Source organism: Acinetobacter sp. FDAARGOS_494, from assembly GCF_003812225.1.
GTDB lineage: Bacteria > Pseudomonadota > Gammaproteobacteria > Pseudomonadales > Moraxellaceae > Acinetobacter > Acinetobacter baumannii.
This window is the reverse complement of sequence record NZ_CP033866.1, coordinates 885,850-904,098: the sequence shown is the minus strand read 5'-3', so window position 1 is coordinate 904,098 and position 18,249 is coordinate 885,850. Positions and strand designations below refer to the sequence as shown.

General features: G+C 39.5%; 14 protein-coding genes and 1 pseudogene. 12 read left to right on the top strand and 3 right to left on the bottom strand.

The features are described 5' to 3' along the window. Window positions 1-25 precede the first annotated feature (25 nt). Window positions 26-1,147, top strand: a complete 1,122-nt coding sequence (locus EG365_RS04340; RefSeq protein ID WP_001021244.1) for a hypothetical protein — start codon at window positions 26-28, stop codon at window positions 1,145-1,147. A 39-nt stretch (window positions 1,148-1,186) separates the two neighbouring features. Here the strand turns inward: EG365_RS04340 and EG365_RS04335 are convergent, their stop codons facing one another. Next, window positions 1,187-2,119, bottom strand: a complete 933-nt coding sequence (locus tag EG365_RS04335; RefSeq protein WP_000994655.1) for a rhodanese-related sulfurtransferase — start codon at window positions 2,117-2,119, stop codon at window positions 1,187-1,189. Between the two features lie 111 nt (window positions 2,120-2,230). Between EG365_RS04335 and EG365_RS04330 the strand changes: the two genes are divergently transcribed. Next, on the top strand, window positions 2,231-2,716 hold the full coding sequence (locus EG365_RS04330; protein ID WP_001981983.1) for a DUF1289 domain-containing protein: 486 nt from the start codon (window positions 2,231-2,233) through the stop codon (window positions 2,714-2,716). A gap of 70 nt (window positions 2,717-2,786) precedes the next feature. Here the strand turns inward: EG365_RS04330 and gltA are convergent, their stop codons facing one another. After that, a complete protein-coding gene (gene gltA, locus EG365_RS04325; protein ID WP_001287579.1) occupies window positions 2,787-4,061 on the bottom strand; it encodes a citrate synthase in 1,275 nt (424 codons plus the stop codon). 954 nt (window positions 4,062-5,015) lie between these two features. Here gltA and sdhC point away from each other — a divergent pair. The 10 genes and pseudogenes from sdhC to sucD all read left to right on the top strand — a co-directional run bounded on the left by sdhC (window position 5,016) and on the right by sucD (window position 16,677). Then, the gene (gene sdhC / locus EG365_RS04320) at window positions 5,016-5,417 is read left to right on the top strand and encodes a succinate dehydrogenase, cytochrome b556 subunit (RefSeq protein ID WP_001984863.1); all 402 of its coding nucleotides are present in this window, start codon (window positions 5,016-5,018) and stop codon (window positions 5,415-5,417) included. Further along, window positions 5,417-5,782 (top strand): succinate dehydrogenase, hydrophobic membrane anchor protein, encoded by a 366-nt coding sequence (gene sdhD / locus EG365_RS04315; RefSeq protein WP_000833672.1) that lies wholly within the window; start codon window positions 5,417-5,419, stop codon window positions 5,780-5,782. Before sdhC ends, sdhD begins: the two co-directional genes overlap by 1 nt. Window positions 5,783-5,794: 12 nt before the next feature. Further along, window positions 5,795-7,630 (top strand): succinate dehydrogenase flavoprotein subunit, encoded by a 1,836-nt coding sequence (sdhA, locus tag EG365_RS04310; protein ID WP_000500957.1) that lies wholly within the window; start codon window positions 5,795-5,797, stop codon window positions 7,628-7,630. A 14-nt stretch (window positions 7,631-7,644) separates the two neighbouring features. Further along, window positions 7,645-8,355: a succinate dehydrogenase iron-sulfur subunit gene (locus tag EG365_RS04305; RefSeq protein ID WP_000086385.1), complete on the top strand. Its 711-nt coding sequence runs from the start codon at window positions 7,645-7,647 to the stop codon at window positions 8,353-8,355. A gap of 283 nt (window positions 8,356-8,638) precedes the next feature. Further along, window positions 8,639-8,768 (top strand): annotated as a pseudogene (locus tag EG365_RS04300) (hypothetical protein). A 157-nt stretch (window positions 8,769-8,925) separates the two neighbouring features. Beyond that, entirely contained in the window at window positions 8,926-11,766 is a 2,841-nt protein-coding gene (locus EG365_RS04290; RefSeq protein ID WP_001984866.1) for a 2-oxoglutarate dehydrogenase E1 component, read from the top strand. Then, a complete protein-coding gene (odhB, locus tag EG365_RS04285; protein WP_000179879.1) occupies window positions 11,766-12,962 on the top strand; it encodes a 2-oxoglutarate dehydrogenase complex dihydrolipoyllysine-residue succinyltransferase in 1,197 nt (398 codons plus the stop codon). Before EG365_RS04290 ends, odhB begins: the two co-directional genes overlap by 1 nt. Window positions 12,963-13,024: 62 nt before the next feature. After that, complete coding sequence (gene lpdA / locus EG365_RS04280) at window positions 13,025-14,458, top strand: dihydrolipoyl dehydrogenase (protein ID WP_000082613.1); 1,434 nt, start codon at window positions 13,025-13,027, stop codon at window positions 14,456-14,458. Window positions 14,459-14,605: 147 nt separating this feature from the next. Then, entirely contained in the window at window positions 14,606-15,772 is a 1,167-nt protein-coding gene (gene sucC / locus EG365_RS04275; protein WP_001048573.1) for an ADP-forming succinate--CoA ligase subunit beta, read from the top strand. A gap of 14 nt (window positions 15,773-15,786) precedes the next feature. Continuing rightward, window positions 15,787-16,677, top strand: a complete 891-nt coding sequence (sucD, locus tag EG365_RS04270; protein WP_000114637.1) for a succinate--CoA ligase subunit alpha — start codon at window positions 15,787-15,789, stop codon at window positions 16,675-16,677. Between the two features lie 412 nt (window positions 16,678-17,089). Here sucD and trpS read toward each other — a convergent pair whose 3' ends face one another. Further along, complete coding sequence (gene trpS, locus EG365_RS04265) at window positions 17,090-18,103, bottom strand: tryptophan--tRNA ligase (RefSeq protein ID WP_000072941.1); 1,014 nt, start codon at window positions 18,101-18,103, stop codon at window positions 17,090-17,092. Between the last annotated feature and the right edge of the window lie 146 nt (window positions 18,104-18,249).

Sequence of the window (18,249 nt, the reverse complement as noted above, 5' to 3'; positions counted from 1 at the left end):
TAATATGTTAACAACGTGATTTAATATGAATATAATTTTTAAAATTACTAGCGTACTCTCAGTAATATTACTTGTAGCCTGCGGTGATGAAAATAGCAACAGTGTCAGTGAAGAAAAAATTGCACAATCTACCCAAAATCAAGTTACTTATAAACTAATCTCTGGTACTGCATTTTCAACTTCTGTTTTAAATGGTGCAAATGTAACAGCAATTTGTAAAGATGGGCTTGGTTTCAAAAATAAAGTAATTGTTAATGCACAAGGGCAATGGCAAGGGGAAATAGACACCAGTAAATTTCCTTGTCGTTTAGAGGCAAAAGCTGAGGGGCAAACTTATCATAGTTATATCGACCATGAGGGAAGGGTAAATATTAACCCGCTCACAGATATGGTTGTTGCTTATGCAAGTAATCAGGTTCCTGTAACATGGTATCAATCTGGAAGTATGACTACAGAAAAGTTAAATTCGGCAAATTCTGCTTTGGTCGCTGAACTTATTAAAAAGGGGTACGGTATTAATAATGATATGGATCTATTTACTGCTGAGATGAAAGCAAATAACCCTATTCATCAAGCTATTCAAGAGTTGTTGGAAGCTATTCAGAATAATAGAAATATTAAAGATTATGATTCACTATTAATGTTAATTAAAGATGGGAATTTATCTCAAGTACCTGAGAAAATAGAGTTTTTAAATAATAGTGTAGCAAAAGTTTTTGGTTTTAATAAAGATGCTTGCCAAGTACTTCCGAAAACAGAAAATACCGAACAATATAATAAATGCTCTGATAAGGTTATTGATGATTTTTCGGAAAGTAATTTAGTTGCTACTGATTCTGATGAAAAATGTATTTTGGTCAAACAAGGGAATAAAGTAAGTTTCACTAAAGGGAATCAAACAGTATCGGCATTATTGGATAAAGAACAAGAGGATGGCATGGACTTTACTTTTGATGAAGGTGAATTAGAAATTATAGATCTTATAATTAATACAGGACCTTATACAGATATAAATACCTATAGTCAGATTGGATTAAGCTTTTCTAGTGATGGGAAATTGAGGGCTGTTGTTGGAAAATCTCCAATAGTGTCTTCAATGAATTGTGCTAGCCCAGAGTTTAAAAAGCTTATGGAGCTTTATAAATAAAATAGAAAAAAGAGGGCATCAAATGATGCCCTCTTTTAATTATAAACGTTTACGTTTAGCGGCAGCAATTTGTGATTGGCGCATACGGAAACCAGCTTTTTGTTTTTCAGTAGTTTTATCAATACAATACAAGCAAGAAACACCATGTTCATAGCTTGGTAGCGCAGACTCTTCAGGAGTTAAAGGCCAGCCACAAGCATGACATTTAATGTTTGCACCTTCTTCAACACCATGAGTTACAGCAGTACGTCCATCAAATACGAAACATTCACCTTCCCAAAGGCTTTCATCAGGAGGAGTTTCTTCTAAATATTTAAGAATACCGCCTTTAAGGTGGTAAACCTCTTTAAAGCCTTCTTGAAGAAGCAAAGAAGTTGATTTTTCACAGCGAATACCACCCGTACAGAACATCGCGATTTTCTTATCTTTATGTTGTTCTAACTCTTTTTTTACATATTCAGGAAATTCGCGGAAAGTTTCTGTTTTTGGGTCAATCGCCCCCTTGAAAGTTCCGGCTTTATATTCATAGTCATTACGTGTGTCGATTAGAATCACATCATCACGTGCAATAAGCTCATTCCATTCTTTAGGATCAAGATAGTGACCCACTAAATCACGAGGTTTTACTTCAACGCCTAAAGTCACGATTTCTTTTTTAAGCTTAATTTTCATTTTACGGAAAGGTTTGTCAGAACTATGGGATTCTTTATATTCCATAGCGTTAAAGCCTTCGTTTAACAAAAATTGATGAATCGTATCAATTGCCTCACGGTCCCCAGCAACGGTACCATTAATTCCTTCACCTGCTACAATCAGAGTTCCGCAAAGGTTAATTGTTTTCACTAAGTCTAAAAGACGTTGTTGAAGATCAGCTGGATCTTGAACTTCTTTAAATTGATATAGTGCTGCAACAACCCAACCCGCGGTCGCTTGCTGTTCTACAGGTGCAAGCTGTTCTACAGTAGCGTTCATGGAAAACTCCAAATGTATTAAGATAGAAATTTAAGGCGCATATTTTAGCGCGAAAATTCGTAATAAGCGAGAAAACCATAAAAAGTATATGGTTTATTTAAGGAGTCTGTTTTGAGTAGTGATCATCGAATGCTCTCTCTCACCCCATGTGCAGGGCGTTGTTCAACAGTTTTTGGTGATCAGGTGTGTCGTGGTTGTCGCCGCTTTAACCATGAAGTAATTCAATGGAATACCTATACGGCAGAGCAGCGTTTAGCTGTCTGGAAGCGTTTAGATGATCAATTGGATCAGATTTTGGTACCTATGTTGCCGCAGGCGAATCTACAGCATGTAGAAGGATTTATATTAGGTAAACGTGTCAGGTTAATGGAAGGGGCGAGTAAAGGGCGTAAACTCTACCATGCCTTAAAAATATGTGAAAAGAATAAGCATTTAGCTCATGAGAGTGGTTTAGGGATTTCAGAAGCACAAGTTAAAGAAGTATGGACTGAGTTTGAAAGACGTATTTTAGCTTTGGCTAAAGCAAGTTATGAGTTGGCTTGGTTAAGAGCTGATGGTATTAGTCATCACTTATTAAATATGTTTGAAGAAGAATAACTTTTAAAAACTTATTTATAAAAAAAAGCTGCCATTAGGCAGCTTTTTTACATTAATGTTCTTTCGAATATTAACGCTTGATGTCACGTTGCACTTCACCAGTGTAAAGCTGACGAGGACGACCAATTTTGTAAGGACCGCTGTGCATTTCTAACCAGTGACTGATCCAGCCAACTGTACGTGCAAGAGCGAAGATAACAGTAAACATTTCTGTTGGGATACCAATCGCTTTAAGGATGATACCAGAGTAGAAGTCTACGTTAGGGTAAAGTTTACGTTCAACAAAGTACGGGTCGTTCAATGCAATACGTTCAAGTTCCATAGCAAGCGCTAATTGAGGATCATTGATACCTAATGCTTCAAGAACTTCGTCACAAGTTTGCTTCATCACTTTAGCACGTGGATCGAAGTTTTTGTAAACGCGGTGACCGAAGCCCATAAGTTTAACTTCTTTGCGTTTAACTTTTTCCATGAACTCAGCAACATTTTCAACGCTACCGATTTCATCAAGCATTTTAAGAACTGCTTCGTTCGCGCCACCGTGTGCAGGACCCCAAAGAGCAGAGATACCAGCAGAGATACACGCATATGGGTTCGCACCAGTAGAACCAGCAAGTCGAACTGTAGAAGTAGACGCGTTTTGTTCGTGGTCAGCATGAAGCGTAAAGATACGATCCATTGCACGAGCAAGAACAGGGTTTACTTTGTAGTCACGGTCTGCAGGAGTTGCAAACATCATGTGTAAGAAGTTTTCCGCGTAATTTAAGTCATTACGTGGATAGATGAATGGCTGACCTACAGTATATTTGTAGCTCCAAGCAGCAAGCGTTGGAATTTTAGCAATCAAACGAATCGCAGTAATTTCGCGGTGGTTGATGTCTTCAATGTCAAGGTTGTTGTGATAGAAAGCAGATAATGCGCCTACTACACCAACCATGATTGCCATAGGGTGAGCATCACGACGGAAACCATTGAAGAAACGGCTAACTTGATCATGAACCATAGTATGAGCACGAACTTTCGCATCGAACTCAACTTTTTGTTCAGCAGTTGGTAACTCGCCATTTAATAATAAATAACAAGTTTCAAGGTAGTCTGCTTGAGTCGCTAACTGGTCAATCGGGTAACCGCGGTGTAATAAAATACCTTTGTCACCATCGATAAATGTGATTTTAGACTCGCATGAAGCTGTCGCCATAAAACCAGGATCAAAAGTAAAGTGACCTGAGGCCAATACATCTTTAACGTCGATTACATCGGGACCTAATGTGCCACTGTAAATTGGTAATTCAATTTCTTTGCCATCAAGATGTAATACGGCTTTTTTGCCAGTTGCTTCAGACATTCAATAGATCTCCTGTCCTGGTGAATGATTATCTGACTCGAAATCCTAATTTTCTCATGTGCGAATCAGACGGTGTCAAAATTTGCTATAAGATTAGTGAGTACTGAAATTTTGTCAATTATACTTATGGATAAAAAATGACGTTCCCACAGAGAGTTAGTCATCAAGACCCGAGCAAAAAAAGTCAGTAAAATCACTGCATCGGGATGGTATCATAAGTCAATTCAAGAAGAACGTGCAGAAAAAAAATGAAGCGTGAGTACAATTGTAAGCAAATTTTTAAATAAAAATTAAGAATAGGGTAACGTTATAAAATGCCAATCTGATTAAAAAAATCATAAAACTCAGGCTGTAATTTTAAATTGTGATTCAAAAATCGCCACATTATCACTATTTGATAATTCCAAAAGTTGTCTTTTTTTTAAGTTTAATTGTTTAAAAAATAGCTCATTGAACAGTCTAGAAAAAATTAAAACTCATTTTTTGTAAAAATAGTGATCATTGTTAACAGTCAAGTAGCACTTTATTTCTTTTAATATAAATACGGATAAACCCTCTTTATAGGTAAAACTGAATAAAATTAGCAGGTAAGAAGCAGTTTTATTTATATTTTTGTCTTGAGTTGATGATTTATTAACTTTATCTTTAGTCTAAAATGCACTTATTTTAAATAAAACTGTAGAAAAGCAATTTTTTATAAAAGATGAAATTAAACAAGCACATGTTTTGTTTAATCTTAACTTCGGGATAGGGAAGGATGCTGTTTGGCTATGTGAATGATTCTTATTTGATGAGTTTTTGCGGAAAAGCCAAAGTCGATTGTTTGTATTTTGATATTTCGCGTTTTATAATTCAGTGTCGTTTATAGGTTAGGCATGAGCTGTGCTTGCCTAACAATGCCAGCTTTCCTTGGAATTAATTCAACAAACTCCGGTCGGAGTTTCTACCTACAGGATGCCCGCTGTGAAAAGCAACAGACCTGTCAATTTGTCCATGGGTCAGGTGTTAGCGGTAAATTTACGCTCACCCGTGGCTATTGCATCAATTTTACACCGTTTATCAGGTGTCATCGTTTTCTTATTAGTACCAGTTCTCTTATGGATTCTAGATAAATCATTATCTTCACCAGAAGGATTTGACTACGTTAAAAATGTCGTTTTTGGAAATATCCTCGTACGTTTTGTTGTGTGGGTATTTGTAGCCGGCTTGATTTTCCACTTCATTGCTGGGGTTAAGCATTTGCTTGCAGATCTAGGTTTTGCTGAAGAACTGCAAAGCGGTCGTATTGCAGCGACAATTTCATTGATCTTATCTGTGGTAGCCATTATCGCAGCCTTTGTATGGATTATGTTCTAATGAAAAGTGCTACAGGTTTAACAGGTTCAGGTTCTCGTGATTGGTTTATCCAGCGTGTAAGTGCTGTGGTATTGGCAGCTTATACTGTTGTTCTTTTTGGTTGGATCCTCTGCAAAGGCGGATTTGACTATCAACAATGGGCTGGCTTCATGATGACATTACCAATGAAGATTTTCTCTTTATTGGCAATTTTGTCGCTTATCGCACACGCATGGATTGGTATGTGGCAGGTTTTTACTGACTATGTCACTACTCGTCAAATGGGTCCTTCAGCGAAAGGTTTACGCCTTGTACTGACTACGGCTGTCATTATTGCAGTGTTTGTGTACGCAATCTGGGGTATCCAGATTTTCTGGGCGAATTGATAGGAAGATATCATGGGCGCGATAAACCCTAAAGAAGATTATTCAAATATTCAAAACCTCACTTTCGATGCTGTTATCGTTGGTGGTGGTGGTTCTGGTATGCGTGCATCTTACCAACTTGCTCAAGCAGGTTTGAAAGTTGCAGTACTTACTAAAGTTTTCCCAACACGTTCACATACAGTTGCTGCTCAGGGCGGTATTGGTGCGTCGTTAGGTAACATGCAAGAAGATAACTGGCATTTCCACTTTTACGATACAGTAAAAGGTTCTGACTGGTTAGGTGACCAAGACGCAATCGAGTTTATGTGTCGTGAGGCGCCAAAAGTTGTTTATGAACTTGAACACTTAGGTATGCCGTTTGACCGTAACGCTGATGGTACAATTTACCAACGTCCATTCGGTGGTCACTCTGCAAACTATGGTGATAAACCAGTTCCACGTGCTTGTGCTGCTGCTGACCGTACTGGTCACGCTTTATTGCACACGCTTTATCAAAGCAACGTGAAAATGGGTACTCAATTCTTCGTTGAGTGGATCGCTCTTGATTTGATCCGTAACGAAGCAGGTGATGTACTCGGTGTAACTGCAATTGACCAAGAAACTGGTAACATTGCAGTATTCCAAGCAAAAGCAACATTATTTGCAACTGGTGGTGCTGGTCGTGTTTACCGTGCATCAACAAATGCTTATATCAACACTGGTGACGGTCTTGGTATGGCTGCTCGTGCTGGTATTCCATTACAAGATATGGAATTCTGGCAATTCCACCCTACAGGTGTTGCGGGCGCAGGCGTATTGTTGACTGAAGGTTGTCGTGGTGAAGGTGCGATCCTTCGTAACAAAGACGGCGAACCATTCATGGAACGTTATGCACCAACTTTAAAAGACTTGGCTCCGCGTGACTTCGTATCACGTTCTATGGACCAAGAAATTAAAGAAGGTCGTGGTTGTGGTCCAAAAGGTGATTATATCTTGCTTGATATGACTCACTTGGGTGCTGACACAATTATGAAGCGTTTACCATCTGTATTTGAGATTGGTAAAAAATTCGCAAACGTTGACATCACTAAAGAACCAATTCCAGTAGTACCAACAATCCATTATCAAATGGGTGGTATTCCTACGAATATGCATGGTCAAGTGTGCTTACCAGAGCCTGGTACAGACAACTACACTAAACCTGTAAAAGGTTTCTATGCAATCGGTGAGTGTTCATGCGTATCAGTACATGGTGCGAACCGTTTAGGTACTAACTCACTTCTTGACTTGGTTGTATTTGGTAAGGCTGCTGGTGAGCACATTATCGATTACGTAACTAAACATCATGGTGATGAATATGCGCCGCTTCCAACAAATGTATTAGAGCAAACTTTAGCTCGTGTACGTAAATTGGATGAATCAACTTCTGGCGAAAATGCTCAAGAAGTTGCTGATGCAATTCGTGATATCGTTCAAGACCACGCAGGTGTATTCCGTACTCAAGCATTGCTTGATAAGGGTGTTAAAGAGATTCTTGCTCTTGAACCACGCGTGCGTAACATCCACTTGAAAGATAAATCTAAAGTATTTAACACTGCACGTGTTGAAGCGCTTGAAGTTGAAAACTTATATGAAGTTGCAAAAGCTACATTAATTTCAGCTGCTGCGCGTAAAGAATGTCGTGGTGCGCATACGGTAGTTGATTATGAATTACCAGCTGATCACCCAACTTATTCATACGGTCGCCGTGATGATGAGTGGATGAAACATACTTTATGGTATTCATCAGATAACCGTTTGGAATATAAGCCAGTGCGCTTCAAGCCGTTAACTGTTGATCCAATTCCACCAGCACCACGTACATTCTAATCGGGAGTATAAAGATGAGTAGAGGTACTCGTACATTCGAAATCTACCGCTATGATCCTGATAAGGATAAAGCGCCGTACATGCAAACTTTCAAGCTTGAATTGACTGATAAGCACCGTATGTTGCTTGATGCATTGCTTGCTTTGAAGGTTCAAGACGAAACGTTAACATTCCGTCGTTCTTGCCGTGAAGGTATTTGTGGTTCTGATGGTGTGAATATCAATGGTAAAAATGGTTTGGCTTGCTTGCAAAACCTTAACGATTTACCAGAGAAAATCGTAATTCGTCCATTACCTGGTTTGCCGGTTGTTAAAGATTTGGTTGTTGATATGAACCAATTCTATGATCAGTATGACAAAATTCAGCCATTCTTGATTAATAACCAACCTGCTCCACCTAAAGAGCGTTTGCAATCTCCTGAAGAGCGTGAACACTTAAATGGTTTGTATGAGTGTATTCTTTGTGCATGTTGTTCAACTTCATGCCCATCATTCTGGTGGAACCCTGATAAATTCTTGGGTCCTTCAGCGTTGTTGAATGCATATCGTTTTATTATCGACTCTCGTGATACTGCAACTGCAGAACGTTTGGCTCGTCTTGACGATCCGTTCAGTTTGTTCCGTTGTAAAGGTATTATGAACTGTGTGTCAGTATGTCCTAAAGGTTTGAATCCAACAAAAGCAATCGGTCATATCCGTAATATGTTGTTAGATCAAGCGGGTTAATTCTGCGCAAATAGAGAACGCACATCCTTGATGTGCGTTTTTTTTTAATTTTATAATACGTGTCTTATACTTTAGTCGGTAAAAGAGGGGTTTTTATATAAAGCACCATATATTAATAGATAAAATTGGATATGTATTTCGCCAATTTATAGATGGTATGTGTCAAAAAAATCAATCGTTCGTTAAGAACATGATACGATTTGCCACAAAGTTATAGGTGAAAAAAGCGTATACTAGTGAAATTAAATTAAGTGGCACGATCTTAGATCTGTGCTTAATTTTTATGGTTAAAGTCATTTTAGAAAAGTTAATTTTAAAGTTAATTTTTCTAAAAAGATTTGCAAAAAATTGCTCGGTTTTTTATCGAGTATAAGGTGAGTGATGATGCCATTGAGGGCGTTGTGATTCATTAATTACCTATGGAGTTTTCTCTCTAGGTAGTATGACGCCCCATGGTCTTGAAGACCTGTTGGGTAAGTAGTGTCATTTTTACCAATTTGACATTATGCATCATGGGTATGCTTAAAAGGCAGCCTGTAATATTTTTTGCAATAGGAAATGGGTCCACAAATGCAAGAAGTTGCTGACGCATTGCGTCTTGACACTGAACTTTCCGCTGATAGTGCAGCGTATATTGAAGAACTTTACGAGCAGTACCTGACTTCCCCAACCTCCGTCGCTGAGGACTGGCGCCAATATTTCGATAAATATCCAAAGGGTGACCAACCACACAGCGCTGTGCGTGAGCAATTCCTATTACTAGGACGTAATGCTAATCGTGTTCAACCTGTTGTACAAAGTACTGTCAGTACTGAACATGAGCGTCGTCAAATTGGCGTTTTACAACTCATTGCTGCTTATCGCAATCGCGGACATCAAAAAGCTAAGTTAGATCCGTTAGGTCTTGCTAAGCGTGAAGATATTCCCGATTTAGATCTTTCAGCACACGGTTTAACCAAATCAGATTTAGACACAGTATTCAACACAGGCAATCTTGAGATCGGTAAAAGCGAAGCAACGCTTGCTGAGATGATTGAAGCAATGGAAGCAATCTATTGTGGTTCGATCGGTGTTGAATATATGCATATCGTGGACACAAAAGAGAAACGTTGGATTCAACAACGTCTTGAAAGTGCCCGTGGTAAATTCAATTTCTCAAATGAACAAAAGAAAGGCTTCTTAGAGCGCTTAACTGCTGCTGAAGGCTTAGAAAAATATCTCGGTAATAAATACGTCGGCGCTAAACGTTTTGGTGTTGAAGGCGGCGAATCTTTTATTCCTATGGTAAATGAGATTATCCAGCGTGCTGGTGCCGTAGGTTGTAAAGAAGTTGTTATCGGTATGCCACACCGTGGTCGTTTGAACCTTCTTGTTAATATTATGGGTAAAAACCCTGCGGACTTATTTGGTGAGTTCGAAGGTAAAGCACTTCATAAGAAAGGTTCTGGTGACGTTAAATACCACCAAGGTTTCTCAAGTAATGTAATGACTCCAGGTGGTGAAGTTCACTTGGCATTGGCATTTAACCCATCTCACTTGGAAATCGTTGGCCCTGTAGTTGAAGGTTCTGTACGTGCGCGTCAAGTACGTCGTAGAGACATCGGTGGTGATGACGTATTACCAGTTATTGTTCATGGTGATGCTGCATTTGCAGGTCAGGGCGTGAACATGGAAACCTTCCAGATGTCACAAACTCGTGGCTATACGGTTGGTGGTACAGTTCATATTATTGTGAACAACCAAGTTGGTTTCACAACTTCTGATCCACGTGATGCGCGTTCGACAGAATACTGTACTGACGTTGCTAAAATGATTCAGGCTCCTATCTTCCATGTAAATGGTGATGATCCTGAAGCTGTTATCTTTGCTACTCAATTAGCACATGATTTCCGTCACGAATTCCGTAAAGATGTAGTCATCGATTTGTTCTGTTACCGTCGTCGCGGCCATAACGAAGCAGATGAGCCATCTGGTACACAACCATTGATGTATCAAGTGATTGCGAAGAAAGCAACTACTCGTACACTTTATGCTGATCAATTGGTACAAGAAAAAGTACTTGACCGTGCTGAAGCTGACCAAATGGTTGAAGATTATCGTGCTGATTTAGAAGCGGGTAATCATGTAGCGAATGCTTTGATTCTTGAGCCGAACACTAAAATGTTTGTAGATTGGACTCCATATTTGGGCCATGAATATACAGACGATTGGGATACTTCATTTGACATAAATCGCCTTAAAGAGTTAGGCGAGGGCATGAGCAAGCTTCCTGAAGGGTTTGTAATGCAGCGTCAGGTTCAAAAAGTAATTGAAGACCGCGTGAAAATGCAAACTGGTGAAACTCCATTGAACTGGGGTGCAGCAGAAACTTTAGCTTATGCAACTTTATTAGATGAAGACTATCTAGTTCGTATTACTGGTGAAGACGTGGGTCGTGGTACCTTCTCACACCGTCATGCGAAATTGCATAACCAAGTTGATGGTTCAACTTACATTCCTCTTTGCCATGTGAAAGAGAACCAACCGCGTTTTGCGATTTATGACTCTCTTTTATCTGAAGAAGCAGTTCTTGCGTTCGAATATGGTTACGCAACTACAATTCCTAAGAGCTTGATTATTTGGGAAGCACAATTTGGTGACTTCGTAAACTGTGCTCAAGTTGTGATTGACCAGTTTATTGCTTCTGGTGAGACTAAGTGGGAGCGTGTTTGTGGTTTAACAATGTTGTTACCACACGGTTTCGAAGGTCAAGGTCCAGAGCACTCTTCAGCTCGTTTAGAACGTTTCTTACAGTTATGTGCTGAAGACAACATGCAAGTGATCACTCCAACGACACCTGCACAGATTTTCCATGCATTACGTCGTCAGGCTGTACGCCCAATTCGTAAGCCATTAATCGTAATGTCACCGAAATCTTTACTTCGTCATAAACTTGCGACTTCTACTTTAGAAGAGCTAGCACATGGTTCATTCCAAACTGTAATTGACGAAATCGATCAAATTAACAAGTCAGATGTAACTCGTCTTGTACTTTGTGGCGGTAAAGTTTATTACGACTTACTCGAAAAACGTCGTGAACAAAACTTAACTAATGTTGCAATTGTACGTATTGAACAGTTGTATCCATACCCAGAGCAACGTCTTGCGGAAATCTTGGCTGCTTATCCAAATGTGAAAGAACTCGTTTGGGCGCAAGAAGAGCCGAAGAACCAAGGTGCTTGGTTGTTTATCGCACCGCGTTTATATGACGATATCTTAAAATCTGGCAAACAAATCCGTATCAGTTTTGCAGGTCGTGAAGCTTCTGCTGCACCAGCTTGTGGCTCACCGTACTTGCATGCAAAACAACAAGCTCAGCTAATTAATGATGCATTGGCAATCGAAGCTGAACAATCAGGAGATTCTCAATAATGGCAACCGAAATTAAAGCACCGGTATTCCCAGAGTCTGTTGCAGATGGAACCATCGCAACTTGGCATAAAAAGGTGGGTGAACCTGTATCACGTGATGAAGTAATCTGTGATATTGAAACCGACAAAGTTGTTTTAGAAGTTGTTGCTCCTGCAGATGGTAGCTTGGTTGCAATCATTAAAGGTGAAGGCGATACAGTTCTTTCTGACGAAGTTATTGCTCAATTCGAAGCTGGTGCTGGCGCAGCGGCTGCTGCTCCTGCGGCAGTAGAACAAGCAGTTGCTCAGACTCAAGCTGGTGCTGCTCCTGTTGTTGAGCGTAATGAAACTGTATCTGATCAAGCTCCTGCGGTACGTAAAGCGTTAACTGAATCTGGTATTGCTGCTTCTGACGTACAAGGTACTGGTCGTGGTGGTCGTATTACTAAAGAAGATGTTGCAAACCATCAAGCTAAACCAGCTGCTAACGTTACTCCATTAAGCGTTGCTGTTGGCGAGCGTATCGAAAAACGCGTTCCAATGACTCGTTTACGTAAACGTGTAGCTGAGCGTCTTCTTGCAGCTACTCAAGAAACAGCAATGTTAACTACATTTAACGAAGTTAACATGAAGCCAATCATGGAATTACGTAAGCAATATAAAGATGCTTTCGAAAAACGTCATGGTGCTCGTTTAGGCTTCATGTCATTCTTCGTTAAAGCAGCAACTGAAGCGCTAAAACGCTACCCAGCTGTAAATGCTTCAATTGATGGCGATGATATCGTTTATCACGGTTACTATGACATCGGTGTTGCAGTATCTTCTGATCGTGGTCTTGTTGTACCAGTATTACGTGATACTGACCGTATGAGCTATGCAGAAGTTGAAGCAGGTATTGCTGCTTACGCTGCTAAAGCACGTGATGGTAAATTATCTATCGAAGAAATGACTGGCGGTACTTTCACAATCACTAACGGTGGTACTTTCGGTTCATTACTTTCAACTCCAATTTTGAACCAGCCGCAAACTGGTATCTTGGGGATGCATAAAATCCAAGAACGTCCTATGGCGGTAAATGGTCAAGTTGAAATCTTGCCAATGATGTACTTAGCGCTTTCTTATGACCACCGTATGATCGATGGTAAAGAAGCTGTAGGTTTCTTAGTAGCAATCAAAGAATTGTTAGAAGAACCAGCTAAACTCATTCTTGATCTTTAATTTCTTCGAATAAATACCTATCAGGGTAGAGTAATCCTCTATCCTGGTTTATGGAGATAAAAATGTCTCAACAATTTGATCTTGTTGTCATTGGCGGTGGTCCTGGTGGTTATGAAGCTGCGATTCGCGCTGCTCAACTAGGCTTCAAAGTCGCTTGTATTGAAAAACGTATTCACAACGGTAAGCCTTCTTTAGGTGGTACTTGCTTAAACGTAGGTTGTATCCCTTCTAAAGCTTTGCTTGATTCTTCTCATCGTTATGAAGATACAGTGCATCATTTAGCTGATCACGGTATTACAACTGGTGAAGTGAATTTCGATCTTGCAAAACTTCTTGCTCGTAAAGACAAAATTGTTGACCAATTAACTGGCGGTATTGATCAATTGCTTAAAGGCAACGGTATCGAGTGGTTAAAAGGTACAGGTAAATTACTTGCTGGTAAAAAAGTTGAGTTTGTTCCACATGAAGGTGAAACTCAAATTTTAGAACCTAAATACGTAATCCTTGCGTCTGGTTCTGTGCCTGTAAATATTCCTGTAGCTCCTGTAGATCAAGATATTATTGTTGATTCAACTGGCGCATTAAACTTCCCTGAAGTACCTAAGCGTTTAGGTGTAATTGGTGCAGGTGTAATCGGTTTAGAACTTGGTTCAGTATGGCGTCGTCTTGGTGCTGAAGTTGTTGTATTTGAAGCAATGGATGCATTCTTGCCAATGGCTGATAAAGCACTTTCTAAGGAATATCAAAAAATCTTGACTAAACAAGGTTTAGATATCCGCATTGGTGCGAAAGTATCTGGTACTGAAGTAAACGGTCGTGAAGTGACTGTTAAATACACTCAAGGTGGCGAAGATAAAGAACAAACGTTTGATAAGTTAATCGTTTGTGTTGGCCGTAAAGCTTATGCTGAAGGTTTATTAGCTGAAGATTCAGGTATTAAATTAACTGAGCGTGGTTTAGTTGAAGTAAATGATCACTGTGCAACTTCTGTAGAAGGTGTATATGCGATTGGTGACTTAGTACGCGGTCCAATGCTTGCTCATAAAGCAATGGAAGAGGGCGTAATGGCTGTTGAACGTATTCATGGTCATGCAGCTCAAGTAAACTATGACACAATCATTTCTGTTATCTATACACACCCTGAAGCGGCGTGGGTTGGTTTAACTGAAGAGCAAGCTAAAGAAAAAGGTCATGAAGTAAAAACTGGTCAATTCGGTTTTGCTGTAAATGGTCGTGCTTTAGCTGCTGGTGAAGGTGCAGGTTTTGTTAAGTTTGTTGCTGATGCAAAAACTGACCGTTTATTAGGTATGCATGTGATTGGGCCTGCGGCATCTGATATCGTTCACCAAGGTATGATCGCACTTGAATTTGTATCTTCTGTTGAAGATCTTCAGTTGATGACTTTTGGTCACCCAACATTCTCTGAAGTTGTTCATGAAGCTGCACTTGCTGTAGATGGTCGTGCAATTCACGCGATTCAACGTAAGCGTAAATAAAATAAAGAGCGGTCCTCCGCTCTTTTTCACATTCGATGGTGTGATTAAAAAATCATCAAGTTGATAGACGTAGACAGCAATTTGCTTATACAACATGAGAATGTTGCGCAAATTGAAGACAACAAACAAAGTTAAGTAGGTAACTAAATGAACTTACATGAGTATCAAGCTAAAGCGTTATTGAAAGAATATGGTATGCCGGTACAAGAAGGTATCTTGGCAACCAATGCAGACGAAGCAGTTGCTGCATTTGAACAGCTTGGTGGTAAATTCGCTGTAATGAAGGCGCAAGTTCATGCTGGTGGTCGTGGTAAGGCTGGTGGCGTTAAAGTTGCAAAATCTAAAGAAGATGTTATCGAATTTGCAAACAATATCATTGGTACTCGTCTTGTAACGTATCAAACAGATGCAAATGGTCAACCAGTAAACAGCATCATTGTTGCTGAAGACGTATATCCAGTTGAGCGTGAGCTTTACTTGGGCGCGGTTGTAGACCGTTCTAGCCGTCGTATTACTTTCATGGCTTCTACAGAAGGTGGTGTAGAAATCGAGAAAGTTGCGGAAGAAACTCCAGAAAAAATTATCAAAGTTGAAGTTGATCCATTAGTTGGTTTACAACCATTCCAAGCACGTGAAGTTGCGTTTGCTTTAGGTTTGAAAGACAAACAAATCGGTCAATTCGTGAAAATCATGACAGCTGCTTATCAAGCATTTGTTGAAAATGATTTCGCTTTATTTGAAATTAACCCACTTTCAGTTCGTGAAAATGGCGAAATTTTATGTGTAGATGCGAAAGTAGGTATCGACTCTAACGCGCTTTACCGTTTACCTAAAGTTGCTGCTTTACGTGATAAATCTCAAGAGAATGAGCGTGAGTTAAAAGCATCTGAATTTGATCTTAACTATGTTGCTTTAGAAGGTAACATCGGTTGTATGGTTAACGGTGCTGGTCTTGCAATGGCAACTATGGACATCATTAAACTTTATGGTGGTCAGCCTGCAAACTTCCTTGACGTTGGTGGCGGCGCAACTAAAGAGCGTGTAATCGAAGCGTTCAAAATCATTCTTGCTGATACGTCTGTACAAGGTGTTTTAATCAACATCTTCGGTGGTATCGTGCGTTGTGACATGATTGCTGAAGCAATTATTGCAGCGGTTCAAGAAGTAAATGTAACTGTTCCAGTTGTTGTTCGTTTAGAAGGTAACAACGCTGAGTTAGGTGCGAAATTACTTGATGAATCTGGTTTGAAATTAATTTCTGCGAACGGTTTGTCTGATGCCGCAGAAAAAGTTGTAGCTGCAGTTAAAGCGTAAGGGGAGTATCAATCATGAGCGTATTAATTAATAAAGACACTAAAGTATTGGTACAAGGTTTTACTGGTAAAAACGGTACTTTCCACTCTGCACAAGCTTTAGACTACGGTACAAAAGTTGTTGGTGGTGTTACTCCAGGTAAAGGTGGTACAACTCACCTTGACTTACCAGTATTCAACACAATGAAAGAAGCTGTACGTGAAACAAATGCAGATGCATCTGTAATCTATGTACCAGCTCCATTCGTTTTAGACTCAATCGTTGAAGCGGTTGATTCAGGTGTTGGCCTAATCGTTGTGATCACTGAAGGTGTTCCAACAATCGACATGCTTAAAGCAAAACGTTATTTAGAAACTAACGGTAACGGTACTCGTTTAGTTGGTCCTAACTGCCCAGGCGTGATCACTCCGGGTGAATGTAAGATCGGTATTATGCCTGGTCACATCCACCAACCAGGCCGTATTGGTATCATCTCACGTTCAGGTACATTGACTTATGAAGCTGTTGCTCAAACAACTAAGCTTGGTTTAGGTCAGTCTACTTGTATCGGTATCGGTGGTGACCCAATCCCAGGTATGAACCAAATCGAAGCTCTTCAATTGTTCCAAGACGATCCAGATACTGATGCAATCATCATGATCGGTGAGATCGGTGGTACAGCGGAAGAAGAAGCTGCTGAATTCATCAAATCTAACGTGACTAAACCTGTAGTAGGTTACATCGCTGGTGTAACTGCACCTAAAGGTAAGCGTATGGGTCACGCTGGTGCGATCATTTCTGGTGGTCAAGGTACTGCTGAAGAGAAATTCGCTGCATTTGAAAAAGCAGGTATGGCTTACACTCGTAGCCCAGCTGAGCTTGGTTCAACTATGTTGCAAGTATTAAAAGAGAAAGGTTTAGCTTAATTGCTTCCTTGAATCTTTAAAAAATACCGCATCTGAAAAATGATGCGGTATTTTTTTGTATTATTGAAAAGTTAAATAAAATTGATATAAGGAATAATTTGGTTAAAAAAGACAAAAAAATACGCAATGATTGGGGTGATCACTGCGTAGAACAACGAATCTGTTAAAAACAGTTTCGGCTTAAGGAGAAATGTCGTGAGGTTCATATCAACCTACTCAAGTTATATTAGTGACGCATTCTTATTTGTTCATTAAGGTTCACGTTAATTAGTGTTACTTCACGTTAAAAGGGTAAAAGCGTGTGAATCATAATAAATATATAGAAATTCTAAAAAATTAAATTATTGAATTTAAATATAATTATAAAAAAAGCCCCGTAGGGCTTTTTTGATTTATATCTCTAATATAAAAATTAGAACTTAAATAAGCCTAAGCCATCTTTAACTTCGTCCAAAGTCTGCTGGGTAATGATTCGACATTTATCAGTACCTTGGCGTAAAACATCCATAATGTAGTCAGGATCTTTAGCAAGTTCTTCTCGACGTTCACGTATAGGTGTAATTAATTCTTTTAGTACACCTTCAAGACGTTTTTTAACTGTACCATCACCAAGACCACCACGGCGGTAGTGTGCTTTTAGCTCTTCAACTTCTTCTTTATTTGGATCAAATGCATCTAAATAAGTAAATACAATGTTTCCTTCAACTTGACCCGGATCTTCGATGCGAAGATGATTTGGATCGGTATACATCGCATTTACAGCTTTTTTGATGTCTTTGTCAGAAGCATTTAAAACAATGGTATTGCCTAATGACTTAGACATTTTCGCTTTACCATCAAAACCAGGTAAACGAGCCATATTAGAAAGCAAGGCTTTACATTCAGGTAAAAGGTCTTGACCAATTTGACGGTTTACACGACGCACGATTTCGTTAGTTTGCTCAATCATTGGAATTTGATCTTCGCCTACTGGTACTACAGTCGCTTTAAAAGCCGTAATATCAGCTGCCTGTGCTACAGGGTAGCAAAGGAAACCGGCAGGAATATCACGTTCAAAACCACGCATTTGAATTTCAGATTTGATGGTTGGGTTACGCTCCAAACGAGCTACAGTTACAAAGTTAAGATATAACATTGTAAGCTCATTCAGTGCAGGCAAGCATGACTGTACACAAATTGTGGTTTTAGTTGGATCAATGCCTACCGCTAAATAGTCTAGAGCAACTTCTAAAATGTTACGGCGTACTTTATCTGGGTTATCGGCATTGTCTGTTAACGCTTGTGCATCTGCTAATAAGAGATGTTGATGATGGCTATCCTGTAGACCTACACGAGAACGCAAAGAACCGACAAAATGCCCGAGGTGAAGTTGTCCGGTTGGGCGGTCGCCTGTCAAAATAATTGGACGCTGATCAACATTACTCATTATTTATTCCACTATGGTATTGGCTTAATCAGGGATAATAAGCCCTGCAATATAAAAGATTGGCATTATTGTACGGGAAATAAAATTTTTTCGTCAGCAATTGGGTAAACTTTTCTTAAAATAATATTGTGAATTTATTCAGTAAA

Bases quoted from the DNA above. Each gene is read 5' to 3' on its own strand.
- EG365_RS04340 (WP_001021244.1), top strand. From the start codon at position 26: ATGAATATAATTTTTAAAATTACTAGCGTACTCTCAGTAATATTACTT.
- EG365_RS04335 (WP_000994655.1), bottom strand. From the start codon at position 2,119: ATGAACGCTACTGTAGAACAGCTTGCACCTGTAGAACAGCAAGCGACC.
- gltA (WP_001287579.1), bottom strand. From the start codon at position 4,061: ATGTCTGAAGCAACTGGCAAAAAAGCCGTATTACATCTTGATGGCAAA.
- sdhC (WP_001984863.1), top strand. From the start codon at position 5,016: ATGCCCGCTGTGAAAAGCAACAGACCTGTCAATTTGTCCATGGGTCAG.
- sdhD (WP_000833672.1), top strand. From the start codon at position 5,417: ATGAAAAGTGCTACAGGTTTAACAGGTTCAGGTTCTCGTGATTGGTTT.
- sdhA (WP_000500957.1), top strand. From the start codon at position 5,795: ATGGGCGCGATAAACCCTAAAGAAGATTATTCAAATATTCAAAACCTC.
- EG365_RS04305 (WP_000086385.1), top strand. From the start codon at position 7,645: ATGAGTAGAGGTACTCGTACATTCGAAATCTACCGCTATGATCCTGAT.
- EG365_RS04290 (WP_001984866.1), top strand. From the start codon at position 8,926: ATGCAAGAAGTTGCTGACGCATTGCGTCTTGACACTGAACTTTCCGCT.
- odhB (WP_000179879.1), top strand. From the start codon at position 11,766: ATGGCAACCGAAATTAAAGCACCGGTATTCCCAGAGTCTGTTGCAGAT.
- lpdA (WP_000082613.1), top strand. From the start codon at position 13,025: ATGTCTCAACAATTTGATCTTGTTGTCATTGGCGGTGGTCCTGGTGGT.
- sucC (WP_001048573.1), top strand. From the start codon at position 14,606: ATGAACTTACATGAGTATCAAGCTAAAGCGTTATTGAAAGAATATGGT.
- sucD (WP_000114637.1), top strand. From the start codon at position 15,787: ATGAGCGTATTAATTAATAAAGACACTAAAGTATTGGTACAAGGTTTT.
- trpS (WP_000072941.1), bottom strand. From the start codon at position 18,103: ATGAGTAATGTTGATCAGCGTCCAATTATTTTGACAGGCGACCGCCCA.